This window comes from Sphingomonas sp. CCH10-B3, from assembly GCF_001556185.1.
Classification (GTDB): Bacteria; Pseudomonadota; Alphaproteobacteria; order Sphingomonadales; family Sphingomonadaceae; genus Sphingomonas; species Sphingomonas aquatica.
The window spans coordinates 20,740-46,236 of the sequence record NZ_LSIJ01000062.1; the positions used below are offsets into that span (position 1 = coordinate 20,740).

Genomic DNA, 25,497 nt, shown 5'->3' on the forward strand with positions numbered 1-25,497 from the left:
GGTCCTCCCCGGGCCTGTCATTGCCAATCCAAGGAGGAATCATGTCCATCGTCGATCGCGCCGGGCTCGGCGTCGCGGAAGAACTCGCGCAGTTCGTGGAAGAGCGCGTGCTGCCGGGACTGGGGATTGCCGCCGAGGGCTGGTGGGCGGGCGTGGCCGACATCTTCGCGCGGTTCGCGCCGGAGAACGCCGCGCTGCTCGCCAAGCGCGAGACACTGCAGGCGGCGATCGACGCGCGCTATCGGGCGGGCGAGCCGGTAGACGAGGCGTTCCTGCGCGACATCGGCTATCTGGTGCCCGAACCGGCACCGTTCACGATCGGCACCGAGAACGTCGATGCCGAGATCGCGACGATGGCCGGGCCGCAGCTGGTGGTGCCGATCCTCAACGCGCGCTTTCTGCTCAATGCGGCGAATGCGCGCTGGGGGAGCCTGTACGACGCGCTTTACGGCACCGACGCGCTCGATGCGCCGCCCGCCCGGCCCGGCGGTTACGACGAGGCGCGCGGTGCAGCGGTGGTCGCGCGCGCGAAGGCGTTTCTCGACGAAGCCATTCCCGGCTGGCGCGAGGACGTGGGCCTCGTCGCACGCGGCGAGCAGTGCAAGCTGTTCCGCCATCACGGGCTGCACATCGAATTGCGGTTCGAGCCCAATCACATCGGCGCGAACGATCCCGATGGCCTGTCCGACGTGGTGCTCGAATCGGCGCTGACGACGATCTGCGATCTCGAGGATTCGATCGCGGCGGTCGATGCCGAGGATAAGGTCGCCGCCTATGCCAACTGGCTCGGCCTAATGAAGGGCGATCTGGAGGAGACGTTCGAAAAAGGTGGCAAGCAGCTCACCCGCAAACTCAACTCGGATCGCAGCTATGTCGGCATTGGGGGCGACCTGACGCTCCCCGGCCGCTCGCTGCTGTTCGTGCGCAATGTCGGCCATCTGATGACCACGCCCGCGATCACGCTCCCCGGCGGTGGCGAGGCACCCGAGGGCATAATCGACGCGATCATGACCTCCACGATCGCGCTTTACGACCTGCGCGCGCTTGGCGCGTTCCGCAACAGCCGCACCGGCAGCGTCTACATCGTCAAGCCTAAGATGCACGGGCCGGAGGAATGCGGTTTCACCAATCGGCTGTTCGATGCGGTCGAGGATCTGCTCGGCCTCGCGCGCCACACCATCAAGGTGGGGGTGATGGACGAGGAGCGGCGCACCTCGGCCAATCTCGCCGCCTGCATCGCAGCGGTGAAGGACCGCATCGTCTTCATCAACACCGGTTTCCTCGACCGCACCGGGGACGAAATGCACACCGCGATGCATGGCGGCGCGATGATCCCCAAGGCCGAGATGAAAGCGAGCGCGTGGATCAAGGCCTATGAGGATCGCAACGTCCGCATCGGCTTGGCCCACGGCCTGTCGGGCCGCGCGCAAATCGGCAAGGGCATGTGGGCCGCGCCTGACCGGATGGCCGACATGATGGCGCAGAAGATCGGGCATCCGATGAGCGGCGCCAACACCGCCTGGGTGCCGTCGCCGACCGCCGCGACGCTTCACGCGATGCATTATCATCAGGTCGACGTCTTCGCCCGGCAGCGGGAGATTGCGCACGAGCCGATCCCCGCGCTCGACGGCTTGCTGACCGTGCCGTTCGCGGGCGGACGCAACTGGACGGCGGAGGAAGTCGCACGCGAGCTCGACAACAACGCGCAAGGCATTCTCGGCTATGTCGTGCGCTGGATCGACCAAGGCATCGGCTGCTCGAAAGTGCCCGACATCAACGATATCGGCCTGATGGAGGACCGCGCGACCTTGCGGATCAGCTCACAGCACATCGCCAACTGGCTGCTCCACGGCGTCGCGACCAAGGCCGAAGTCGACGCCGCCTTCGAGCGGATGGCGGCGAAGGTCGATGCGCAGAATGCCGGCGATCCGCTCTATCGGCCGATGGCGGGGCATCCCGACAGCATCGCGCTGCAAGCTGCCCGCGCGCTGGTGTTCGAAGGGGTCAGCCAGCCGAGCGGCTATACCGAGCCGCTGCTCCACGCTTACCGCGCGCGGGCGAAAGGTCGGTAAAGCAACGCGCGGTGGTTATCGATTAACTGGTAGGTCGACCAACCAGCTTGAATTCATAATGATAATCGATGGTGCGCCCTTGATAGACGACACCCTCGATGTCGACGCGATAGGTTACGTCGGGTTGGATGTCGTCAGCGGTAAATTCGATGGCGGTGGTATAGCCGATTGCGTCCGTGCGCTTTGCAAATATCGATGTTCGCACCGCTTCACCGCCGCTGCTCATCGTGACTTTGGCGTTGGTCAGGTCGGCCCGCAGATTGTTCCATTTGTTTTGCTTGTCGACAATCGGGCTGAATGACAGCAACGCTTTGTCCTCAAACAACTCGATCGGGTAATCGCCGAAGGGATAGGCGACAAAATCGGGAAGCGTGGCTGTGACAGACTGCTCGCTGGCGAAATCGAAAATCTTGAGCGCCGACGCCCCGGAGCGCTGGCCATCCGGCGTTTCCCAGCCCGATCGACCGTAAGCGATGCGGGTGACGAAAGGGGAAAGTATCCACCGGCGATGCCCAGTCCCGCCGACGACATTTTGCACATCGGTGACCCAATCGCGAACGTCATCGCGGGGCGTGTCAAAACGCAAATGGGGCGACACCACGCCACCAGACAAATTGCTCGATCCGGCACCCTTGGCGGCGGCTTCCGAATAGCAGCGCCACGAGGGTCGCGGCCAATGTGACAAATCGCCTTGCGCGGCCATCACCAGCGATGCGGCCATCACTTCGCCGTCAGCTGTTGCGTCATACTCGACCGGCGGCAAATGGTGGTAAGCGCGGATCGCGTTGACGGCGCCCAGCGCCTCGGCTCGGGACGATGGCTTGAGTTCGCCCGCCTGGCAGATCGCAGGGTCGGGAAGCCGATCGAACAGCGCTGCCAGCTTGACCGCGAAATGGGGATCGGCGGTTCTGATCCGGGCGACGCGCGGCTCGGCGACAGACGATTGTCCTGCCGTCGCCGCGGCGATCAGCGCCGTTACATTTAGCAAATGCGCAATCATGGGTTGGCCTTGTCAATGTTGGGCTAGCTGTTGGGTCCTTGCCATCATATCAACGACAGGTCTGTGGCGATCGGTTTGGCGGATTTGATCGCGGCGCACGCGCAGGGTGGAGCATCAATCTCGTCGCCTGTCGTGCGCGCATTTTGAGCGCTCGAATGCACGTCAAACGTATGGCAACGTCCCATCGGGGTCCGGCGTCGTGCCTAGTGTGGTAAAATTACACATCCGCAACGATTCACGGCAATGTCACGTTTCTGCAATTTGAGCTTCATCAAGCTCCCCTAGGCGCCCCGCACGCATCGCCATCCTAGGCGCCGCGAAGGGGGTTGAAATGACATTCCGGAACCATCGTTTTCTGTTCGATTCCGCGCGTCTTGCGCTGACCGCGGGCATCGCCAGCGCTGCGCTTGCGACTGCAGCGCAGGCGCAGACCGCGCCGACACCGGCGCCTGCCGAAGAGCCTGCCGCCGACGAAGTCGTCGTCACCGGCTCGCGCCCGATCAAGGAATCGCTGGCAGCTGCGCTTCGCACGCAGCGCGAATCGGACTCGCTGGTCAGCGTCATCTCGGCGGACGGCGTTGGCCGCCTGCCTGACCAGAACATCGCCCAGGCCGTCAGCCGCCTGCCCGGGATCGCGGTCGAACGCGATCAGGGCCAGGCGCGCTACATCAGCTTGCGGGGCGCCCCCAATTACTGGACCACGCTGTCGTTCGACGGCATCAACGTCGTCAGCCCCGAAGGCCGCGACGCGCGCTTTGACTCGATTCCCTCGGCGATTGCGGCTCAGGTGATCGTGTCGAAGGCCGTGACGCCTGACATGCCCGGCGAAACCGTCGCCGGCAACGTCAACGTCATCACGCGCTCGGCGTTCGACTATTCGGGATTCAAGATCGCTGGCAAGGCTGGCTTCGGCGTCGCCGAGTATGGCAGCCGCCCGCAATATGAAGCCTCGCTGGTCGTGTCGAACCGGTTCCAGCTCGGCAGCGGCGAACTAGGTGTTGTCCTGTCGGGCAGCTATTTTGATCGCGCCCAGATCACAGACAATTTCGAGGTCGATTACGAACGCGTCGGTAGCGAAATCGGCACGGCGAATAACCTCACCACGCCGGCGACGGGGAACGACAAGCGCCCCGGCTGGGAACGGCGCTTCTGGGGGCATGAAGCCGAAAACAAGCTTTATCGCCTGACGCGGCGCAACTGGTCGTCGTCGATCCGGCTCGACTGGAAGCCCGATGCCGACAACACGATCTCGGCGCGGTCCCTGTTCACGATCTTCACCGACGACGAAGCCCGCGACAATTATCGCTTCGACCTCGACGATCGTCAGGGTGATCTCGTCACCAATGCCGCTGATTGCGCGCGCACCGTGAACCCCACGCCGACCACCAGCGGCTATGCCGATGTCTGCATCGGCAACACCCCGCAGGTCGGCACCGTCTATGGCGTCGACATTCGCCAGCGCGCGACGCTGCGGGCGTTCCGCCAGTCGATCTTTACCAACACCCTGACCGGCACGCACAATTTCGGTGAAGGCTGGCAGTTCACCTGGCTCGGCAACTTCACCCGCTCGCGCGACGACCGTTCGTCGGTGGGCGAAGCATCCTACGACAGCCCGTCGACGCGCAACCTGCGCCCCACCATCGCTTATGACTTCAGCGATCCGAACCGCTCGCGCCTGTTGCTGTTCAACACGGTCCAGCTCACCGGTCCCACCCGGTTCCAGGCCGGGACCCGCGTGACGCAGATCGACGCCTTCGCCAAGGCGCCAGTGTCGTTCACGGTGCTTGACGCGATCGACACCACCGATGCCTATACCGCGCGCTTTGTGGTGAGCCGCGAGACGCAGTTCCTGGGCGCCGACGCCACTTTCAAGGCTGGTTTCCAGTTCGACCAGCGTACCAAGGTGGCGAACGAGAACCAGATCACGCTCAACACCGCCGCGCAGTTTAACGCGGTTGGCTTGCCGCAAGATTACAACCAGTTCTCGATCGATCAGGCGTTCCTGGGTCAGATTCCGCTCGACTACAGCTTCCGCTATTTCGACATCAACCGGATGCGGGCAGTCAGCGCGGCGGCGCGCGCGAACTTCGCGTTCGCACCCAACACCGGGAACAATTACAACGTGCGCGAGCAGGTCTATGCCGGCTATTTGATGGGCACGCTGAAATATGACTGGGGCTCGATCGTCGGCGGTGTCCGTGTCGAGCATCTCAAGAACCGCGGGACTGCGGTTGCGACGATTGGCAACACCAACGGGCTTGTCACCGCGCAATCCAGCCAGACGCTGTTCTTCCCCAGCCTCCACGTGAACTGGAATGTCGACAGCACCAAGAAGCTGCGGCTGTCGTTCAACTCGGGCGCGGCGCGTGCCGATTACGACCAGCTGCGGCCGAACGTGGTTGTCAATGATGCCAACCAGACGATCTCGGGCGGCAATCCTGCCGTCAAGCCTGAGCGCGCCTATGGCGTCGACGGCTATTTCGAATGGTATCTGAAGCCGCAGGGCTACATCAGCATCGGCGCTTTCTACAAGCAGGTTGACGACGTTCTGTACACGCAGCGCCGGACCTTCGGGTCGGATGCGCTCAACGCGAACGGCATCGATCGTTCGGGCTATTTCTTCACCGGCATCACCAACGGCGGTTCGGGGCGGCTGTTCGGCATGGAAGCGACAGCCCAGTTGCAGCTCGATCCGTGGACGCGCGACCTTGGCCTGCCGGAGTGGATGGGCGGCTTCGGCATCAACAGCAACGTGACCGTTAACAACAGCGAAGTCACCAAGCCGGCTACCGGCCTGGTGCCCGCCCGTAAGGTTCGCTTGCCGGGTACGTCGGACCTGCTTTACAATATCGGCGCCTATTATGAAAAATATGGCCTGTCGATCAACTTCCAGTATCAGTGGCGCAGCGACTATCTCGATACGATCGCGAATGATCTGACCGACGCCGGTGACACCTATTGGGCAGCCGACGAAGAAGTTGACATGTCGGTTCGCTATGCATTCACCAAGAATTTCGAAGTTTACTTCGACGTTCAGAACATGTTCAATCAAGCGGGCCGTCGGTATTCCGAGCCGGGCAATCTGCTGACCGCGCTCGGCGTCCCGACTCCGACCACCACCGGCCAGACGATCGAATGGGAACGGTTCGGCCGCCGCTATTCGGGCGGTGTCCGCGTTACTTTCTGATAAGGGGAGAGTGGGTGACGGGGCGACCCGTCACCCACGTTTCTTGCGCGGCCACGAAACGAGCCGAAACGGTCGCGCGGCTCGGGAGTTGTTATGGCAAAGCCTTTGGTCGCCAGTGCCCTGCTGGTCCTGTCGCTTGCAGGCTGTGCTTCGGTTGAGCGTGCGGCAGCACCTGCCTCCGCGCCGCCGTCATCGGTGTCGTTCCTGGCGTTCGGCGATTCGGGGTACAGCCTCGACTATCTCGACCCCGAAGATCTCAACCCGCCGCTGACCCGCGAGCAGTTCATCGCCAAGGCGCGGGCAAGCTGGATCAAGGACAAGCGGCCGATCGCGGAATTCACGCCGCCGCCGATGGTCGCGCATCCTTCGAACGGCGGTTTTGTGGCAGCAAGCGGCCTGATGCCGGTTGCAAAGGCAATGACCGATTATTGCCGCAACAGCGCGCGCTGCCAATTCGGCGTGATGCTCGGCGACAACATCTATCCCGATGGCGCAACGCTCGGCGCTGACGGTCGCGATGATGCCAAGCGCTTTCAGGATCTGTTTGCGACGCCCTATGGCGCATTTGGTTGGGGCGACGCCGATTTCCGGATTTACGCGACGCTCGGCAACCACGACTGGCACACCTCGCGCGAGGGAGCGCTCGCGCAGGTGCGCTATCTGAGCGAAACGCGGCCTTTCTATATGGACGGGCTCGCCTATGCAGCGCAGCCACCTGCCGCCAAGGGGATGGTCGAGATTTTCTCGATCGACACCCATGTCCTGCTGGCGGGCGAGAAGGTGCTCGACGGCAAGCTCGCCGACGACGGCAGCGAAGTGCCGACCACCAAGCTCGATGCCTCGGAACCATGGGCGACCCCCGCGACTGATGCCGAGCGCGCGATGGTCGCCAATCTCGAGCAGCGGTTGAAAGCGTCGAAGGCGCGCTGGAAAATCGTGATCGGGCACCACCCGCTCTGGTCGTCGTCGGGCGGCAAGTTCGAACAGGCGCGGACGCTGCGCGCGGTGCTGCTGCCGACCTTGTGCCGCTATGCCGATCTCTATCTCGCCGGGCATGAGCATACGTTGGAAGTCGCAACCGATAGCTGCGCAACGGCGGCACCGGGCGAAGGGCTGGCGGCGCTGCCCAACATCGTGTCGGGCGCGGCAGCGAAGCAGCGCCCGCTCAACACCGCCTTCATGGCGCATCAGCAGCGCAACTACCCGCAATATCGCCCGCTCTATGTGCGCGGCATGATCTGGGGCTTTGCGCATCTGACGCTCACCGACAGCGAAGCGAAGGTGACGATGGTGTCGACCCCCAACGATGGCAACGGGCAACCCAAGGTCGAATTCACCCAGATCTTCACGCGCCGCAACCGAGCCGGCAACTGACGCGTCGTCGATGATGGCGTGGCCTTTGCGCCGCCCGTGAAAATCGAATATCAGGTATGGGCACAGGAGATGCCCAAATGGATCATGTCGACGTCATCGTGGTGGGGGCCGGGATTTCCGGCATCGGCGCGGGCTATCACTTGCAGGACAAGGCGCCCGACCGCAGCTACATGATCCTCGAAGGGCGCGCCGACATGGGCGGCACCTGGGACCTTTTCCGCTATCCCGGCATCCGCTCCGATTCCGACATGTACACGCTCGGCTATATCTTCGAGCCATGGACCGAAGCCAAGGCGATTGCCGACGGGCCGAACATCCTCAATTACGTCAAGCGCACCGCGGCCAAATATGGCATCGACAGGCACATCCGCTTCAACCACCACGTCAAGGCGGCAAGCTGGTCGACGCAGGATGCGCGCTGGACGGTGACCGCGACGCATGACGGGCGCGACGTAGAGTATAGCTGCAATTTCCTCTTCATGTGCTCTGGCTATTATAATTACGCCAAGGGCCACCGGCCCGAATTCGTCGGCGAGGCCGATTTTGCGGGGCAGATCATCCACCCGCAATTCTGGCCCGAAAGCCTCGATTACACCGGCAAGCGCGTGGTTGTAATCGGTTCGGGCGCGACCGCCGTCACGATCGTGCCCGAAATGGCGAAGACCGCCGGGCATGTGACGATGCTGCAACGCTCGCCGACCTATGTCGTGTCGCGCCCGTCGGAGGATGCGATCGCCAACCGGTTGCGCAAGTTGCTGCCAACCAAGCTGGCCTATGGGCTGGTGCGCTGGCGCAACGTGTTGTTCGGCATGTATTTCTACAATGCCGCCCGCAAGCACCCCGCTCAGGCGAAGGAGCGCGTGCTGGAGATGCTGAGCGAGCATCTGCCTGCCGAGACGATCAACGAGCATTTTACGCCGCGCTACAATGTCTGGGACCAGCGGCTGTGCCTGGTGCCCGACGGCGATCTGTTCAACGCGATCAAGGCGGGGACGGCGTCGGTCGTGACCGACACGATCGACCGGTTCGACGCGGGCGGGATTGTGCTCCATTCGGGCAAGCGGCTCGATGCCGACATCGTCGTGACCGCGACCGGGCTCGAACTGCAATTGCTCAGCGACGTTGCCTTCACTGTCGACGGCGAGGCGCGCGACTTGTCGAAAACCTATAATTACAAGGGCATGATGTATAGCGACATGCCCAATCTGGCATCGTCCTTCGGCTATACCAATGCCAGCTGGACGCTGAAGGCCGATCTTACTTGCAGCTATGTCTGCCGCCTGCTCAACACGATGAAGAAGCGGGGCATGCGGCAGGCGACGCCGCGGATCGAAGGCGATCTGCAGCCCGCGCCGTTCCTCGACTTCACCTCGGGCTATGTCACCCGGGCGATGGAGCGTTTCCCCAAGCAGGGAAACAAGCAGCCGTGGCAGGTCCACCAGAATTATCTGAAAGACCTGACCGCGCTTCGCTTCGGCTCGGTCGACGACGAAATGGAATTTTCCAATCCGGTGCCGCGCGCGGTGCCGGTCGCTACCGGTGAAACCGTCCCCGCCTGACGTCAGCCTGCCGCTAATTTGCCCGCAGCGCCCCGGCGCGCTGTCCGGAGCGCCGCGCCGCTAGTCAGTGAGCCGCGCTGGTGGCCGGACAATCAGCCAAGCCGCTACGGCGATTTTTGGCGTAACGGCATTTCCGCCCTTGCTAGTTCGTTCGAACAAACTAAATGCGGCACCGACATTGGTCCAACCGGAAGATTCGCGCGCTTGGCTCACGATCGGCTTCTCGACATTGCGATCCGCGAATTCGGGCTAAAGGGCCTCGAAGGCGCGAGCACGCGCAGCATCGCGGCGGCGGCGGGCACGGCGATGTCGGCTATCACTTATCATTTCGGCGGGAAGGAAGGGCTGTACCTCGCCGCCGCCGATCACATCGCCGCGCAAATGGGCAAGGACATGGGCGCCGCGCTCGATCACGCTGCGTTGGACGCCACCGATAATCCTGCCGCTGCCCGCGCGGCGATTCACATGATCATGGGCCGCTTCTGCGACAAGCTGATGGAGCCCGATGCCGAATCGAAATCGCTGTTCATCATCCGCGAACAGATGCACCCGACCGAGGCCTTTGACCGCATCTATGGCGGCATGATGGGCCAGATGCTCGAAACGCTGGTGCGGCTGGTCTGCATCGCCAGCGGCGATCGCGACGAAGCACGCGCGCGCCTGCTGACGGTGACGCTGATCGGGCAGGTGATCGTGCTGCGCGCGTCGCGAGCATCAAGCCTGCGGCTGTTGCATGCCGACGCTGTCGACGAAGCGCTGGTGAACGCGCTCAAGACGCGCGTCGCCGCCAATGTCGACGCCATTCTCGATTCTATCATTTCGACACGACAGGAACCGCAATGAACGATGTGAGCATGCCGCACGACACGGCGAAGCCCGCCGATCAACCCGTCGCCGACGCTCGTCCGCCGCTGTTCCGGCGGCCACTGTTCTGGCTGATCCTGCTCGTGGTCGGCGGCGTGGTGATCGGCGGGGGTACGCTCTACTGGCTCGATGCGCGGCAGTATGAATCGACCGACGATGCTTTCGTCGACGCGCATATCGTGCGGATCGCGCCGACGGTGGCGGGGACACTGCTGCAAGTCGCCGATGTCGACAATCGCCATGTCGAAGCCGGTGCGCTGCTTGGCGTCATCAAGGCGCAGAATCCGGCGGCGCAGCTCGCCGAAGCAGAGGCAGGCGTCGCGCAGGCTGAAGCACAGATCGAAACTGCCCGCGCGCAGGCGGTTGCAGCCGAGGCGCAGCGGGCGCAAGCAATCGCGCAGGCGCAGGCCCCGCTCGCGGTTGCGCAGAAGGCGGCGCAAGACCTTGCGCGCTACGAACAATTGCTCAAGCTCGACCCCTCGGCAGTCGCAGGGCAGCAACTCGATGCGGCGCGCGCGCAGGCCCGTCAGGCAGCAGCCGAAGCGGCGGCTGCGCGGCGCCAGATCGTCAATGCCGACGCCAATATCCGGGTGACGCAGCGCCAGGTGACGGCGGCGCAGGCCGCTGCCGATGCGCGGCGGGCGGTGGTACGGCAGGCGACGATCACGGTCGGCGATTTCCGGCTGACGGCGCCGGTGTCTGGACAGGTCGTCAACCGCTCGGTCAACATCGGCTCCTATGTCGCGCCGGGGACGCCGCTGATGTCGATCGTGCCCGATCGCATCTGGGTGACGGCGAATTTCAAGGAAACCCAGCTCAAGAACATGCGGCGCGGCCAGCCGGTCGAGCTGCGCGTCGATGCCTTTCCCGACGTCGAGTTCCGCGGCACCGTCGATTCGATCCAGCGCGGAGCAGGGCAGGCCTTCTCGCTGCTGCCGGCGCAGAACGCGACCGGCAATTTTGTGAAGGTCGTCCAGCGCGTGCCGGTGCGCATCGAATTCGACATCAAGAACGGCCCCGATCCGCGCCGCTACCCGATTGGCCCGGGCATGTCGGTGGTGCCGACCGTCAAGGTGCGCTGAGCCGTGGCCAGCGCAGCCGCGCCCGAGGTCTGGAACGCCGACCGATCGGCGGCGGGACGGATCAACCCGTGGCTGGTGGTCGCGATCATCAGCCTGCCGACCTTCATGGAAGTGCTCGACACGTCGGTCGCCAATGTCTCGCTAAGCAACATCGCCGGCGGGCTGTCGGTGACGACCGATCAGGCGACCTGGGTGCTGACGAGCTATCTGGTCGCCAATGCCGTCATCATTCCGATCAGCGGCTGGTTGTCTGACGCGATCGGGCGCAAACGTTATTTCCTGCTGTCGATCGCGCTGTTCACGGCAGCGTCGCTGCTGTGCGGGATCGCGACCAATCTGGAAACGCTGATCTTCGCGCGGATCCTGCAGGGGATCGGCGGCGGCGGGCTGGCACCGGTCGAACAGTCGATCCTTGCCGACACCTTCCCGCCCAAGCAGCGCGGCATGGCCTTTGCCGCCTTTGCGATCGTGATCGTGGTGGGGCCGGTGCTCGGGCCGACGCTCGGCGGGTGGATCACCGATACGGCGAGCTGGCACTGGATTTTCCTCATCAACGTGCCGGTCGGGATCATTGCCTTCCTGCTCACCCAGGCGTTCGTCGACGAACCGGCGGCCGTGAAGGCCGACCGCGAGGAAAAGATTAGGGGCGGCCTGCGGATCGATTATGTCGGCGTGATCCTGGTGTTCCTCGGGCTCGGCTTTCTCGAACTGACGCTCGATCGCGGCGAGCGCGAGGACTGGTTCGAAAGCACCTCGATCGTGGTGACGGCGTCGATTGCGGCGGTGTCGCTGGTCGCGCTGCTGATCTGGGAATTCAATCAAGACGATCCGGTGGTCGACGTGAAGCTGCTCAAGACGCGCAACTTCCGCATCACGCTGCTGACGATGTTCATGACCGGCATGATCCTGTTCGGGACGACGCAGCTGATCCCGCAGATGCTGCAGGTCGTGCTCGGCTATACCGCGTTCAACGCCGGGCTGGCGCTGACGACAGCGGGTATCGCGACGCTGGTGATGGTGCCGGTGGTCGGGCGGCTGACCGGCATGGTCGATGTCCGCTGGCTGATCTTCATCGGGCTGATGGCGCAGGCCTATGCGATGTGGCACATGACCGGGCTGACGGGCGACATCTCGTTCGCCGATGCGTCGACCGCGCGGCTCTATCAGGCAGCGGCGCTGCCGTTCCTGTTCATCCCGATCAACACGGCCGCCTATGTCGGGCTGCCGCGCAACAAGACCGCGCAGGCATCGAGCCTGCTCAACGTCGCGCGCAATCTGGGGGGCAGTCTGGGCATTTCGATGGCGCAGACCTTGCTGTCGACCTATCAGCAGGTGCACCAGTCGCGCGTCGTCGAAACGCTCAACCCGGCCAATCCCAACTACAATGAATGGCTTGCGCAGGCGCAGCAGCTTGCCCCAGGCGACCCGACGACGCCGCTCGCGCTGATGTATCAGACGATGCAGCGGCAAGTGGCGATGCTCGCCTTTCTCGACGTGTTCCGGACGCTGATGGTGGTGATCATCATCGTCGCGCCGGTGGTTTTTCTGATGCGCCCGACCAAGGGCGGCGGTGGCAGCGAAGGAATGGGACATTGACGAAGCGCATCACGCTCGCGCTCGGCGGCGCGGCGGCCCTGCTGGCGAGCTGCACCGTCGGCCCCGATTACCAGCGGCCCGAGCTGGCGGTGCCGGCGGCCTATGCGCGCGGGGCGGAAGCGCCCGGCAGTGCAGTTGATCCGGCGAGGTGGTGGACGGCGTTTGGCGATCCGCGGCTGACCGCGTTGATCGAGAAGGGGCTTGCCGACAATCCCGACATCGCGGTGGCGGCGTCGCGGGTCCGCGCGGCGCGGCTGCAGGAAATCGTCGCGCGCGCAGCCGGCAAGCCCGCGATCAACGCCGCTGCACAGGCCAGCCGGGTCGAGTTTTCGAAGAACGCGGGCTTTGCCTCGCTCGCCCGGCTGTTTCAGGGCGGCGGCACCGGAGGGTCGGGGGTGGCCGCACCGGGTAGTGGCATTTCGACGCTCGCGCTCGGTTTCGACGCCAGTTGGGAAATCGATCTGTTCGGCGGCGACCGGCGCGGAGTCGAGGCGGCGCGGGCGCGCGGCGAGGGCGCCTTGTGGAGCGCACGCGACGCCGCCGTCACGCTCGCCGCCGAAATCGCCGATGCCTATTTTGCGCTGCGGCTCGACCAGGAGCAGATCGCCATCGTCGAACGCCAGGCCGCCGATCAGCGGCGCGGGCTGGAGATCGCGGGCAACATCGCCAAGGCCGGGCTGACGCCCGATGTCGATGTCGTGCGCCAGCGCGGCAGCCTGTCGGCGACGCTCGCCCGGCTCGAGCCGCTGAAGGCCGATGTTGAAGTGCGGATCCACGCGCTCGGCATTCTGACGGGGCAGGCGCCCGAGGCATTGCTTGCCGAGCTGAGCGCCCCCGGTCCGGCGCTGGCGCCGCCGCCGGTGGTGCCGGCCGGGCTGCCGAGCGACCTGCTGCGGCGGCGGCCCGACATCCGCGCGGCCGAGCGCGAGCTCGCCGCGGCGACTGCCGACATCGGTGTCGCGGTGTCCAACCTCTACCCCAAGTTCAGCCTGACCGGGGCGGCGCAATTGCTGTCGTCGTCGCTGTCAAATCTCGTGTCGCGCGACAGCGTGCAGGCGAACGCCGGTGCGGCGGCAATGTTCCCGATTCTCGACTGGGGGCGACGCAAGGCCAGTGTCGGGCTCGCCAGGGAAGCGCGCGAGCAGGCGTATCAAGCCTATCAGGCGACGGTGCTGCGGGCGCTCCGCGATGTCGAGGACCCGCTCAGCCGGATCGATGCCGAGCGGCGGCGCAATGCCGTGCTCCGTCAGGCGCTCGCCGATGCCGAGCGGACCGCGCGCGCGGTCGAGGCGCAGTACCGAACGGGCTTTGTTGCGCAGGATGCGCTGCTCAATGCGCAATTCCAGACGCTGGCAGCGCGAGAGCAACTGGCGGCAAGCGACGCGCTGCTGCGGCAGCAAACGGCGGCGTTGTTTAAGGCAATTGGTGGGGGCTGGTCCGAACCGGCATGATCGATCGACCGCAGCACGGCGATTTCAGCTAAAGGGCGAAGCTGGAGCCCATCACGAGATTGCGCCGAGCCCAGAGACATGATTCGCAACGGCGCGTTAACCGCGATTCGAATCGGTTTGTTAACTATTTGGACGCGCTTGCTAAATTGTTAACGAGTATGCCGACTAACGCTGCCGAGGCAGTGGTATCGGCCCGGAAGCGGATCAATTCGCCAAAAAATTCAGCGACTTCCTGATCCGTCCGGGCCGATGGTTAGGTTACCAGGGACGAATTTCTTCGCCATGAAGAAGCGAAAGAAGGAACTCGAGCATTAACTTTCTCCCAAATCGCGCAGCGAATGCGCGTCTATCTGTTTAACGAAGTTTTAACTAAAAGACAATGACTGGCGCGGCTTGGGAACGCCAGCAACGGTGCGGCGGGCTGCGCTTAACGCTTCATTCAAACCTCGGGCGTACAGCCGCTGTTGATGGTGCGCGCGGATCAGTTCGGCTTGGGCCTGTCTGGCGTCGGCAACCGGCGGTGGAACCTGTTTGCCTCGGCCGCTGCGGTCAGCAGCACAGTTCTTTCTCCGCAAACGCCGATCGGTACAGCGCGTCTGCCCTATTGTGACGCAAGCTTCGGCAGCTTCCGCTCCGGTGGAAAAATTCAACCTTATGAAGGCGATTCCGGCGGCGTCCCGCTTACGGTGTTGCCATGGCGCTTCCTCGCGTTGCTGGAAATCGTCAATTTCGCGCCACTCCGCCGTCATTTGGGCACGCCGCGGGCCGATTGCCTTGTCCTGGATGTCGCTGATCGGGTCGCTGAGCAGCAGCCGGAGGCGCGACTGGCCGTGGTCGGACGGACGACGATCGAAGTCGCATTCGAAGGCGACGATCTCTCCGACCTGACAAATGCGCTAGACACGATTGTGAAGCTGTTTGCGGCACCAATTGACCTTGACGGCGAACCACACCGGATCGAGCTGGCCATCGGCGCGGCGGCAGCGGAAACGTCGGCATCAGACGAGGTGCGGCTGGTCGAGGAAGCCGAGGAGGCGCTGGCGCAGGCTCGCAATGCCCAACACCCCGTAATCCGCGATCTGACGGCGGGCACGCAGGGTTTCGACCGATTCTCCCTGGTTCGCGACTTGAGCAAGGCGCTGAGCCGCGGCGAAATGTTCCTGCAGTATCAGCCGAAGGTCCACCTGCGGCAGCAGAAGATATCGAGCGTCGAAGCACTCATCCGCTGGCACCACCCGGTTCGGGGCCTTATCCTTCCCGGCGATTTCATCCCGGTGGCCGAAGAGACGCGGCTGATCGGTCCGCTGACTTTGTGGACGATCGAGCAAGTGATTGCCGATCAGCGCGAGTTGGCCGATCAGGGGCATGACCTCCCGATCTTCGTAAACATCTCCGGACAATTGCTTGGCGATGCTGCATTTGTCGCGCGCGCATGCCAGATCGTGAAAGCCGCGAACACAAACATCGGCTTTGAAATCACGGAAACGTCGGTGATCCGTGATCCCGAAACGGCGATCGCCCATCTTCAGGTCTTCGCCGAAATGGGAATCACGATCGCAATCGACGATTATGGCGCGGGGCTTTCCTCGCTGGCCTATCTCAAGCAGTTGCCGGCGAAAGAGCTGAAGATCGACAAGATGTTCGTGATCCAGCTGACCAGCAGCAACCGCGATCCGCTGATTGTGCGCTCGACGATTGACCTTGCGCATGCGCTCGACATGGAAGTCACTGCCGAAGGCGTCGAGACGCAGGCGGCGATGGCGTTGCTGAGCGTGATGGGATGCGACATGGTCCAGGGCTTTCTGATCAGCCGCCCGCTGTCGATTGCTGCGCTCAAGCATTTTCTCGACGACGAGAAGCACCTCGCTATCGCTGCCGATCCGCGCGCCGCTTTCAACCGACCTGCAAGCTTCTGGAAAAGCGCTTCCTGACGTTCCGTTAGGGAGGGCTTAATCCTGTTGCGCCACAATCTTGATATTCGGCAGGAGGTGGCAATGCGCGTGGCGGGTTCGTTTTGTGCAATCGCGCTGGCGATTACGCCGACTTCGGTTGCTGGACAGCCAGCAAATTCGCAAATCGCGCAATCATTACCAACCGAGGACGCAGCTTCGTTGCTGCTGCGCGCCAAAGACCAAATGCGTGGCAATCCGAGCGACGCGGTCAAGTTGGCGGTTCGCGCTGAACGCCTCTTGGCCAATGGTGCAACATCGACACCGCGCAATGAAATGATCGCGGAGTCGTTGTGGCTTCAGGGGGAAGGGTTGCTGCGGCTGCGTGATGCCGATGCTGCAGGCCAAAAGATCGAGCAAGCACTTCGACTACTTTCTGATCGAACACGCCCAACGCTTCTGCGCGGCGACCTTCTGCTTTCGAGGGGCGGTGTTGCCACCGCAAAGGCGAATGTGGCCGAGGCGCTTTCCGATTATCAGCAGGCCCACAACATATTTCGTGCAATTCGTGAAACTAGGAAACAAGCAATTGCGCTTCGTCAGATCGCCTCACTTTACCGCGAAGCGGGCGAGGTCGAAACTGCGATGCGATACGATCAGCAGTCGGTCGAAATTTATAATGATGACCCAACTCTTGCCCTCAGTGCATTTAACAATCGTGGTAATGCATACGATCAGCTCAAACAATTTTCAAAAGCTGAGTCGGAATATAAAAAGGCTTTGAAGATTGCACAAGAAATTAATAGTCAAACTTATCAAAATACAATTCTGCGAAATATTGCGCGAGTACAGATCGGGTCAGGTCGCCTTCGCGAGGCGCGGATACCGCTTGCGCAGGCGGCAAAAACTGGTCGCCACGATGGGCGCTCTCCAGAAGTTGCATTGCTGGCAGAGCTCGCATTTAAGGAAAATGAACCGCAACGCGCCGCCAAAATTCTTGCGACATATTTTGCCGGGGTGAACTTGGCAGAAACGGAAATCAATGATCGGGATGCTCACGATACCGCATTCCGGGCGTTCAGTGCGATTGGACGTCCCGACGTCGCGCTGCGGCACCTCGAAGCCCTGAAGCGGCTCGACGACAAAACCGCCAGCCTGACCGCCTCGGCGAATACCGCGCTGATGGCGGCGCGGTTCGACGATGCCAACAAGGATGCCAAGATCGCCAATCTCAAGGCCGATGAAGCCCGCCGCAAGTTCGAATTCGAACAGGCGCGCACGCGGCTGCTCGGCTGGATCTTTGCGGGCGTTATCGTGGCGACGTTGATTGTCGTGTCGATGCTGGTGTTCGGCATCGTCACCATCCGGCGCAGCCGCAACAAAGTGCGGGCTGCCAACGTCGATCTGGCCGAGACCAACACGGCGCTCGAAAAGGCACTGGCGGCGAAGACCGAATTCCTCGCGACCACCAGCCATGAAATCCGCACGCCGCTGAACGGGATTCTCGGCATGACGCAGGTGATGCTTGCCGACACCGCGTTGCCGCCTGCGACCCGCGACCGGCTGGGCGTGGTTCACGGCGCGGGCGTGACGATGAAGGCGCTGGTCGACGACATCCTCGACGTGGCGAAGATGGAAACCGGCAATCTGACGGTCGAAGCCGTACCCGTCGACCTGCACAAGACGCTGTGCGACGTCTCCCGACTGTGGGAGGAGCAGGCGCGCGCAAAGGGTGTCGCCTTGCGGATCGATATCGCCGCCTGCCCGCAGATGATTGTCGGCGATGCTGCCCGGCTGCGTCAGATCGTGTTCAATCTACTGTCCAACGCGCTCAAATTTACCGAGAAAGGGGCGATCGACTTGCGGGCCGAGCAGCATCCCGACGGGCAATTGCGGATCGCGGTAAGCGACAGCGGCATCGGCATTCCGGCCGACAAGCTCGACGAGATTTTCGAATCGTTCAAACAGGTCGATGCCGGGACGACGCGCCGCTATGGCGGGACCGGGCTGGGGCTGTCGATCTGCCGCAACCTTGCCCGCGCAATGGGTGGCGATGTGACCGTCGAGAGCATGATCGGCGTCGGATCGACCTTTGCCATCACCTTGCCCTATCGCCCCGTCGTCGCGCCGGAAGCTGCACCCGAAGTGGCGGCGGCAGCGGCCGATCTGTTGATCGTCGATCGCAATCCGATTGCGCGCAGCCTGTTGCGCGCGCTGCTGGCGCCGCATGCGCAAACGATCGTCTGCGCCGACAGCGTCGCCGACGCTGTCGCGCTGATCTCGACAGCGCAACCCAAGATCATTTTGGTCGACGAGAGCGCCGTTCGCGCGGAGGCCGATGCCGTCGCCGCGATCGAAGCAGTAACGCAGGCGACCGCGGGGCGTGCGGCCGTCAATCTGATGTGGGCCAGTCCCTCGGACGATGCGCGTCAGCGCTTCGCTGCGGCAGGCGTCGATCAGGTGATCGCCAAGCCGATCGCCGGTCCGGCACTGGTGCAACACGTTATTGCCAAGCGCGATACGGCACCGGAACGCCTTGTATCATGTGCCGCTTGACGCGATAGGGTCTGACGATGCGTTGTGTTAGGATCGCGGGCGGAATGCTCACTGGAGTACGGCGATGAACGTGTTGTTCGTCGAGGACGATCCGATGAATCGACGTGTCGTCAAGGACATGCTTGACGTCGCCGGCGCCAATATGACCGGTGCCGAAAGCGCCGAGCGCGGCCTTCAGCTCATCGAGGAGCAGGATTTCGACATCGTCCTGATGGACTTGCGGATGCCCGGCATGGACGGGATTGAGGCGATTCGGTACCTGCGCGCCCGCGCCGACGCGAAGTCCAAGCTGCCGGTGATCGTCGTTACCGCCGACACCGCTGTCGACCTGCGCGATTATTGCTTGCGCGAAGGCGCCGACGAAGTGCTGTTCAAGCCGGTCGCCATGGACTCGCTGTTCGACGCAATTGGGCGGCTGCTTGCGCGGCGTTCGGGCGGCATGATCGGTTAGACTCCGCACGCTTTCTTCAAAAATTGCGACATTCATGCTTGGGGCGTTGCATATCGTCCAGTGCACGTTGCTTATCATCTCCGGGGCATGGCGAGCCAAAGGGTGCGGCTCTAGACCTCAATTGGGGAAGCCGCGTTTGTTGAGTGGAGATGTGAATGGCTGAACAGATTATCGATCGACTGCTGAAGACGCTGGATGTCGCGATCGATGCCTTTGCAATCTGCCAGGTTGATAGCGGACTGAAACTCGTCGCGCGCGGCGGGCCTGATATTGAAGTTCACTACGTACTGTCGGGAACGATGTACATTGCTGTCGCGGGCGATCCGCCGGTCGCTTGCGGTCCGGGGTCGATCGTGCTGGTGCCGCCGCATGTGCGGCAGGTCATCGGTGCCGATCCTGCGGTCGGGCGCGAGCTGTTGGCAATCGATAATTGTACGCAGACGGGGGCCGGCCTGGTCAAGTTCGACGTCACCAATGGCGGCGAGGGTGACCTGCGCTTCGTTTGCGGGCTGATCACGGCCAATATCTCAGGGTCGTTCGGCCTGCTCGATGCCGTGCGCAAGCCGATCATCGAGGATTTGCACGCCGAGCCACTGATCCGCCTCAGCTATGAAATGATGCTCGACGAGCTGGAAAACCCAGGGCTCGGCTCACGGGCGTTGACGGGGTCGTTGATGAAGGCGTGCTTGCTGGTCCTGTTGCGTCGTCATTTCGCGCGCAGCGGCCATGAAACCAGTCTGCTGAGCACGCTGCGCGACCCGCGGCTTGGCAAGGCGGCGGCGGCGGTCCTCGACAAGCCTGCAGCGCGCCACAGCGTTGCCGCGCTCGCATCGGTCGCGGGGATGAGCCGCTCAGCCTTCGCACGCGAATTCAGCCATGCCTTTGCGATGAGCCCGATGGCCTTCGTCGCCAAGACGCGGCTGCACCATGCTGCTGAAATGCTGCGCGCAACCAACATGCCGGTGAAAGTGATCGCCGCGAGCATCGGCTTTTCGAGCCGCAGCCATTTCAGCCGCGCCTTCCGCGACGCCTATGGGGCCGATCCCAGCGCTTACCGGCGCGCAGCGGTCGACGCCGAGACATCGCGCGCGCCAATAGAGTTGAATGGCGTGCAGGCAGCCGCCTGATCCGTCACCTCGGCTGCTGGATGGAGGCCCGACCGGGAATCGAACCCGGGTGCAAGGATTTGCAGTCCTCTGCGTCACCACTCCGCCATCGGGCCCCAGCCCAGCCGGGGAGCGGAGCCCAATGCGCGGCGCGATCAATCGTGTCAACCGCCTCGGGATAAAATCAAACGCGTCGCTTGGCGGCGCGTCGCGGGCGTTATACAAGCCGAACGGTTTCATAAAGTGTATTGCATAGCTAAGACAGCTGTGCCAAGGGGATCGGCATGGAAATGATCGCAGAACCCGTCCAGCAAGGTGCCACGCCGGCGGTCGATTTTGCCGCGATGCGCCAGGCGATGGTCGACAGCCAGCTGCGCCCCAATGCCGTCCATGACGCACGCGTCGTCGCGGCCATGGCGGTGGTGCCGCGCGAGTCCTTTCTGCCGGAAACGCTGGCACCGGTTGCTTATGCCGATGTGAAGCTGCCGCTCACGTCGGGGCGCACCACCAACCTGCCAGTGGCGACGGGCCGGTTGCTGACGCAGGCGGGGCTGCGCGCCGATGATCGGGTTCTGCTGATCGGTGCCGCGGGCGGCTACACTGCCGCCGTGCTTGAGTTGCTGGTCGACTCGGTACTCGCGGTCGAAAGCGATGCGACATTGGCCGCCATGGCCCGGACTGCACTCGCGGGTATGCCGCGCGTGACCTTGGTCGAGGGCGCACTTGAGGCTGGCCACGCTGCCAGGGCGCCATATGATGTGATCGTCGTCGACGGCGCGATCGAACATGTGCCGCAGGCGCTGATCGACCAGCTTGCGGTCGGCGGGCGCGTGGTGGCGGGCCTGATCGATCGCGGCGTGTGCCGACTGTCGCTGGGTACGCGCAGCGAAGGCGGCTTCGGCGTCGCCGATTTTGCCGATTTCGACGGTGCGCACCTGCCCGGGTTCGCCGTTCCAACGGGATTTGTGTTTTGATCCGAACGATGTCCTTCGGGCGCTTGCTCGCCGGCCTCAGCCTCGTCGCACTTGCCGCACCGGCAGCAGCGGAAACGTTGCGCGAGGCGCTGGCGAAGGCGTACCGCACCAATCCGACGCTCGAGGCGCAACGCGCCAATTTGCGCGCGACCGACGAAACTGTGCCGCTGGCGCGCGCGCCATCGTTGCCGCAGGTTCAGGTGCAGAGCACGTACAGCGAGAATGTCGTGCTGCCGATCACGGCCTTCACCGCACCGTCGCGCATCAGCCAGACGCAGGCGAGCCTGTCTTATTCGCTCTATGCGGGCGGATCGATCAAGAATGGCGTTGCCGCGGCCAAGCTGCGCGTCGAGGGCGGTCGGGCGACGCTGCGCGGCACCGAAGCCGATTTGTTCACTGCCGTCGTCGCGGCCTATATGGATGTCATCCGCGATTCAGCGGTCGTCCAGCTCAACGAACAGAATCTGCGCGTGCTCGACGTCAACTTGCAGGCATCGCGCGACCGGTTTCAGGTCGGGGACCTGACGCGCACCGATGTCGCCCAGTCCGAAGCGCGGCTCGCGCTCGCCCAGAGCCAGCTGCAAACTGCGCAGTCGCGCCTGATATCGAGCCGTGAGAATTACATCCGGCTGGTCGGCACGCCGCCCGGCGACCTCGATACGCCACCGCCGCTGCCACCGCTGCCGAACGATCCCGATGGCGCGGTCAAGATCGCGCTAGCCGACAACCCGACGCTGCTCGCCGCCCGCAAGGCGCTTGAGGCAAGCGGCTTCGACATCAAGACGGCGCGCGCAACAAAAAAGCCGACGGTCGATGCTTTTGCGCAGGGCAATTATACCAACTACCTCGGTACGCTCGGTCGCATCGGCACGATTCAGCCACCGCAGTTTGACCGCACCGCGCAGTTCGGCTTGAGGCTAACCTTACCACTCTATCAGGGCGGCGCCCCGGCTGCGCGTGTCCGTCAGGCGCAGGCGCGCGAAAGTCAGGCCTATGAGCAGCTGACCGAGGCCGAGCGCGGCATCGTGTCGCAGACCCGCTCGGCTTTCGCTGCCTATCGTTCGTCGCTCGAAGTGATTCAGTCGGCCGAAGCCGCGGTCAGCGCCAACCGGCTCGCGCTCGAGGGTGTTCGCGCGGAAAACAGCGTCGGCAATCGCACGATCCTCGAAATCCTGAATGCCGAGCAGGAATTGCTCAATTCGCAAGTGACGCTCGTGACGGCGCGGCGCGATGCCTATGTCGCGGGCTTTGCCGTGCTAGCGGCAATGGGCCATGCCGAGGCCAAGGATCTGGGGCTCGACAGCGGGCCGCTTTATGATCCTGCGGCGAACTACAATCGGGTCCGCCGCCGTATCAACGACTGGGACGAGGATCCCGCGCCGCGCCCGGTTGCGACCTCGACGGTCAATTCGCCGGCGCAGGATGCGCAGGTCGTGAAGTCGCTCGACCCGCTGCTCGGCAATCCGCCGCGCGCGACGCCGGTTGACAGCACCCCGACAAATCAGCCACCTGTGCCGAAGAAATAGGGCGCCGAGGATAGGGCGATCGTAGTGCGAGGCATCAACATGGGGGATTTGAGCGCCGAACCGTCGATGGAAGACATTCTGTCCTCGATCAAGCGGATCATCGCCGAGGAAGGCGAAACCGCAGCGCGCGGCAAGCGTGCCGCTGCACGCCCTGCGCCGCGGGTGGTCGCCGAGCCCGCCAATGAAATCCTCGAACTGCGCGAAGCGATTGCCGAGCCCGCACCAGCGCCTGCTGCGCCGGTGGCCCGGATCGTGCCGCCAGCCGCCGAAATGCCCGACAATGAACCGATCGTCTCGCCGAAAGCGGCGGAGGCCAGCCGAGGCGCACTCGATGCGCTGTCGCGGCTGCTGACCAAGCCCGAGCCGACCAGTGACGGCACGCTCGAAGGGCTGGTGCGCGAAATGCTGCGGCCGATGCTGCGCGAATGGCTCGACGCGAAACTGCCCGAAATCGTCGAGGCGATGGTCGCGCGCGAGATCGAGCGGATCAGCCAGGGCCGCTGATCGCCTTCGCCAACTGATTACGGGGTTGGCCAAGCCATATCCGCACCGCTAGACGGGCGGGATGAGCGAGCTTCCCAAGACCTTCGACCCTGCCGACATCGAATCGCGCTGGTATGCGCATTGGGAGGGCAGGGGCCTGTTCCGTCCCGACCGGCCCGGCGCCGAGCCGTGGACGATCGTCAACCCGCCGCCGAACGTCACGGGCTCGCTCCACATCGGTCACGCGCTCGACAATGCGCTGCAGGACATTCTGGTCCGCTATGAGCGGCTGCGTGGCAAGGATGCGCTGTGGGTGGTCGGCACCGATCACGCGGGCATTGCGACGCAGATGGTGGTCGAGCGGCAGATGGCCGAGCGGCAGGACAAGCGCACCAATTACACGCGCGAGGCTTTCGTAGAGAAAGTGTGGGCGTGGAAAGCCGAAAGTGGTGGCCAGATCACGCGCCAGCTGCGGCGGCTCGGCTGCTCGATGGACTGGGCGAACGAGCGCTTCACGATGGACGAAGGCTTCAGCAAGGCGGTGCTGAAGGTGTTCGTCGATCTCTATAATCAGGGCCTGCTGTACCGCGACAAGCGCCTCGTCAACTGGGACCCCGGCCTTGGCACCGCGATCAGCGATCTCGAAGTCGAGACGCAGGAAGTCCGCGGAAGCTTCTGGCATTTCCGCTATCCGCTGGCGGATGGCGTGACATTGCCCGACGGGACCGATCATCTGGTGGTGGCGACGACCCGGCCCGAGACGATGCTCGCCGATATGGCGGTGGCAGTGAATGCGGCGGACGAACGCTATCAGTCGGTGATCGGCAAGTTCGTGATCCAGCCGATCACCGGGCGGCGGCTGCCGGTGGTCGCCGACGACCATGCCGACCCCGCGCTCGGTTCGGGCGTCGTGAAGATCACCCCAGGGCATGATTTCAACGATTTCGAGGTGGGCAAGCGCGCCGGGATCGAGCCGCGCGACATGCTCAACATGTTCGATGCCAGGTCGGATGTGGTGCAGACCGCGGACGGGCTGGTGCCGACCGAGTTCATTGGGCTCCATCGCTTCCGCAAAGACGGCGTTGACGGCGCGCGTGAGTTGGCGGTCGCGTGGATGAAGGAACACGGCTTCCTCGTCCCGCATGTCGACAAGGAGGGCGTCGAGCACGACGCCGAGCCGCGCACGATCCAGACGCCGTTCGGCGACCGCTCGGGCGTGGTGATCGAGCCGTGGCTGACCGACCAATGGTATGTCGATGCGGCGACCTTGGCGAAGGGGCCGATCGAGGCGGTGCGGTCAGGCGCGATCGAGATCGTGCCGAAAAGTTGGGAAAAGACGTTTTTCAACTGGATGGACAACATCCAGCCCTGGTGCGTGTCGCGCCAGCTGTGGTGGGGGCACCGGATACCGGCTTGGTTCGCCGATGACGGGCGCGTTTTCGTGGCGTTGAGCGAAGCGGAAGCTCAGGCGCAGGCCGGCGAAGGCGTGCACTTGACGCAGGACGAAGACGTCCTCGACACTTGGTTCTCCTCCGCGCTGTGGCCGTTTGCGACCTTGGGATGGCCCGAGCAATCTCCCTCTCCCCTTGGGGGAGAGGGTCGGGGAGAGGGGGCGCCGCACGCGGTGTCGCCCGTGGCAGCCCCTCACCCAACCCTCTCCCCGGAGGGGAGAGGGCTATTGAACGGCCGCTACCCCAACGACGTGCTGATTTCCGGCTTCGACATCCTGTTCTTCTGGGACGCGCGGATGATGATGATGGGGATGCACTTCATGGGCCCGGAGCGGAGCGACCCAAAAGACAAAGTGCCGTTCCGCAAGCTCTATCTGCACGGCCTCGTCCGCGCGGCGGACGGACAGAAAATGTCCAAGTCGAAGGGCAACACCGTCGATCCGCTCGGGCTGATCGACCAATATGGCGCCGATGCCTTGCGCTTCTTCATGGCAGCGATGGAAAGCCAGGGCCGCGACATCAAGATGGATGAATCGCGCGTCGCCGGTTACCGCAATTTCGCGACCAAGCTGTGGAACGCGGCGCGCTTCTGCCAGGCGAACGGCATTGGTGCGAGCGCCTCGGTGGCGCCGCCCGCCGCGACGCTCGCGGTCAACAAATGGATCATCGGCGAAGTCGTGCAGACCGTGCAGGCGGTCGATCTCGCGCTCGCCGACCTCCGCTTCGACGGCGCCGCGAACGCGATCTACCAGTTCGTGTGGAGCCGCTTCTGCGACTGGTATCTCGAACTGATCAAGCCGGTGCTTTCTCCCCTCCCGCTGGCGGGAGGGGCCGGGGGTGGGGAGGAGACCTCTGCCGATGCGCCGACCGATGCGC

The 25,497-nt window shown here is 63.7% G+C and carries 17 protein-coding genes and 1 tRNA gene; 16 read left to right on the forward strand and 2 right to left on the reverse strand.

The genetic code is table 11. The features are described from left to right. The first annotated feature begins 41 nt into the window (after positions 1-41). A complete protein-coding gene (locus AX672_RS10805) occupies positions 42-2,072 on the forward strand; it encodes a malate synthase G (protein WP_231731287.1) in 2,031 nt (676 codons plus the stop codon). Between the two features lie 22 nt (positions 2,073-2,094). Here AX672_RS10805 and AX672_RS10810 read toward each other — a convergent pair whose 3' ends face one another. Further along, on the reverse strand, positions 2,095-3,072 hold the full coding sequence (locus AX672_RS10810; RefSeq protein ID WP_066651256.1) for a CAP domain-containing protein: 978 nt from the start codon (positions 3,070-3,072) through the stop codon (positions 2,095-2,097). A 331-nt stretch (positions 3,073-3,403) separates the two neighbouring features. Here AX672_RS10810 and AX672_RS10815 point away from each other — a divergent pair, with 331 nt between their 5' ends. The 11 genes from AX672_RS10815 to AX672_RS10865 all read left to right on the forward strand — a co-directional run bounded on the left by AX672_RS10815 (position 3,404) and on the right by AX672_RS10865 (position 20,208). Continuing rightward, complete coding sequence (locus tag AX672_RS10815) at positions 3,404-6,259, forward strand: TonB-dependent receptor (protein ID WP_066651258.1); 2,856 nt, start codon at positions 3,404-3,406, stop codon at positions 6,257-6,259. Between the two features lie 93 nt (positions 6,260-6,352). Next, positions 6,353-7,633, forward strand: a complete 1,281-nt coding sequence (locus AX672_RS10820) for a metallophosphoesterase (protein ID WP_066651259.1) — start codon at positions 6,353-6,355, stop codon at positions 7,631-7,633. Between the two features lie 77 nt (positions 7,634-7,710). Beyond that, positions 7,711-9,192, forward strand: a complete 1,482-nt coding sequence (locus AX672_RS10825) for a flavin-containing monooxygenase (protein WP_168727444.1) — start codon at positions 7,711-7,713, stop codon at positions 9,190-9,192. Between the two features lie 204 nt (positions 9,193-9,396). Next, positions 9,397-10,035: a CerR family C-terminal domain-containing protein gene (locus tag AX672_RS10830; RefSeq protein ID WP_066651260.1), complete on the forward strand. Its 639-nt coding sequence runs from the start codon at positions 9,397-9,399 to the stop codon at positions 10,033-10,035. Continuing rightward, positions 10,032-11,138, forward strand: coding sequence for an HlyD family secretion protein (locus tag AX672_RS10835; protein WP_066651265.1), 1,107 nt, complete (start codon positions 10,032-10,034; stop codon positions 11,136-11,138). Before AX672_RS10830 ends, AX672_RS10835 begins: the two co-directional genes overlap by 4 nt. A 3-nt stretch (positions 11,139-11,141) precedes the next feature. Next, positions 11,142-12,734: a DHA2 family efflux MFS transporter permease subunit gene (locus AX672_RS10840; RefSeq protein WP_066651267.1), complete on the forward strand. Its 1,593-nt coding sequence runs from the start codon at positions 11,142-11,144 to the stop codon at positions 12,732-12,734. Beyond that, a complete protein-coding gene (locus AX672_RS10845; RefSeq protein WP_066651269.1) occupies positions 12,731-14,185 on the forward strand; it encodes an efflux transporter outer membrane subunit in 1,455 nt (484 codons plus the stop codon). The genes AX672_RS10840 and AX672_RS10845 overlap by 4 nt, the downstream gene beginning before the upstream one ends. Before the next feature lie 467 nt (positions 14,186-14,652). After that, complete coding sequence (locus AX672_RS10850; protein WP_168727445.1) at positions 14,653-16,116, forward strand: EAL domain-containing protein; 1,464 nt, start codon at positions 14,653-14,655, stop codon at positions 16,114-16,116. Positions 16,117-16,143: 27 nt separating this feature from the next. Further along, on the forward strand, positions 16,144-18,630 hold the full coding sequence (locus AX672_RS10855) for an ATP-binding response regulator (protein ID WP_168727446.1): 2,487 nt from the start codon (positions 16,144-16,146) through the stop codon (positions 18,628-18,630). Positions 18,631-18,694: 64 nt separating this feature from the next. Then, a complete protein-coding gene (locus AX672_RS10860) occupies positions 18,695-19,081 on the forward strand; it encodes a response regulator (RefSeq protein ID WP_066651276.1) in 387 nt (128 codons plus the stop codon). A 155-nt stretch (positions 19,082-19,236) separates the two neighbouring features. Next, complete coding sequence (locus tag AX672_RS10865; RefSeq protein WP_066651278.1) at positions 19,237-20,208, forward strand: AraC family transcriptional regulator; 972 nt, start codon at positions 19,237-19,239, stop codon at positions 20,206-20,208. A 21-nt stretch (positions 20,209-20,229) separates the two neighbouring features. Here AX672_RS10865 and AX672_RS10870 read toward each other — a convergent pair. Further along, positions 20,230-20,303 (reverse strand) — tRNA-Cys (locus tag AX672_RS10870). A gap of 174 nt (positions 20,304-20,477) precedes the next feature. On the opposite strand from AX672_RS10870, the gene AX672_RS10875 reads away from it, so the two are divergent. From AX672_RS10875 to AX672_RS10890, 4 genes are all read left to right on the forward strand, one after another. After that, a complete protein-coding gene (locus AX672_RS10875; protein WP_066651316.1) occupies positions 20,478-21,161 on the forward strand; it encodes a protein-L-isoaspartate O-methyltransferase family protein in 684 nt (227 codons plus the stop codon). Positions 21,162-21,169: 8 nt separating this feature from the next. After that, positions 21,170-22,687, forward strand: a complete 1,518-nt coding sequence (locus AX672_RS10880; RefSeq protein ID WP_066651281.1) for a TolC family outer membrane protein — start codon at positions 21,170-21,172, stop codon at positions 22,685-22,687. Positions 22,688-22,726: 39 nt separating this feature from the next. Further along, on the forward strand, positions 22,727-23,191 hold the full coding sequence (locus AX672_RS10885) for a DUF2497 domain-containing protein (RefSeq protein WP_066651284.1): 465 nt from the start codon (positions 22,727-22,729) through the stop codon (positions 23,189-23,191). A gap of 61 nt (positions 23,192-23,252) precedes the next feature. Beyond that, a partial coding sequence (locus AX672_RS10890) for a valine--tRNA ligase (protein ID WP_066651286.1) occupies positions 23,253-25,497 on the forward strand: 2,245 nt, incomplete at its 3' end.

Bases quoted from the DNA above. Each gene is read 5' to 3' on its own strand.
- AX672_RS10810 (WP_066651256.1), bottom strand. From the start codon at position 3,072: ATGATTGCGCATTTGCTAAATGTAACGGCGCTGATCGCCGCGGCGACG.
- AX672_RS10825 (WP_168727444.1), top strand. From the start codon at position 7,711: ATGGATCATGTCGACGTCATCGTGGTGGGGGCCGGGATTTCCGGCATC.
- AX672_RS10875 (WP_066651316.1), top strand. From the start codon at position 20,478: ATGATCGCAGAACCCGTCCAGCAAGGTGCCACGCCGGCGGTCGATTTT.
- AX672_RS10805 (WP_231731287.1), top strand. From the start codon at position 42: ATGTCCATCGTCGATCGCGCCGGGCTCGGCGTCGCGGAAGAACTCGCG.
- AX672_RS10865 (WP_066651278.1), top strand. From the start codon at position 19,237: ATGGCTGAACAGATTATCGATCGACTGCTGAAGACGCTGGATGTCGCG.
- AX672_RS10885 (WP_066651284.1), top strand. From the start codon at position 22,727: ATGGGGGATTTGAGCGCCGAACCGTCGATGGAAGACATTCTGTCCTCG.
- AX672_RS10815 (WP_066651258.1), top strand. From the start codon at position 3,404: ATGACATTCCGGAACCATCGTTTTCTGTTCGATTCCGCGCGTCTTGCG.
- AX672_RS10820 (WP_066651259.1), top strand. From the start codon at position 6,353: ATGGCAAAGCCTTTGGTCGCCAGTGCCCTGCTGGTCCTGTCGCTTGCA.
- AX672_RS10835 (WP_066651265.1), top strand. From the start codon at position 10,032: ATGAACGATGTGAGCATGCCGCACGACACGGCGAAGCCCGCCGATCAA.
- AX672_RS10850 (WP_168727445.1), top strand. From the start codon at position 14,653: ATGGTGCGCGCGGATCAGTTCGGCTTGGGCCTGTCTGGCGTCGGCAAC.
- AX672_RS10860 (WP_066651276.1), top strand. From the start codon at position 18,695: ATGAACGTGTTGTTCGTCGAGGACGATCCGATGAATCGACGTGTCGTC.
- AX672_RS10880 (WP_066651281.1), top strand. From the start codon at position 21,170: ATGTCCTTCGGGCGCTTGCTCGCCGGCCTCAGCCTCGTCGCACTTGCC.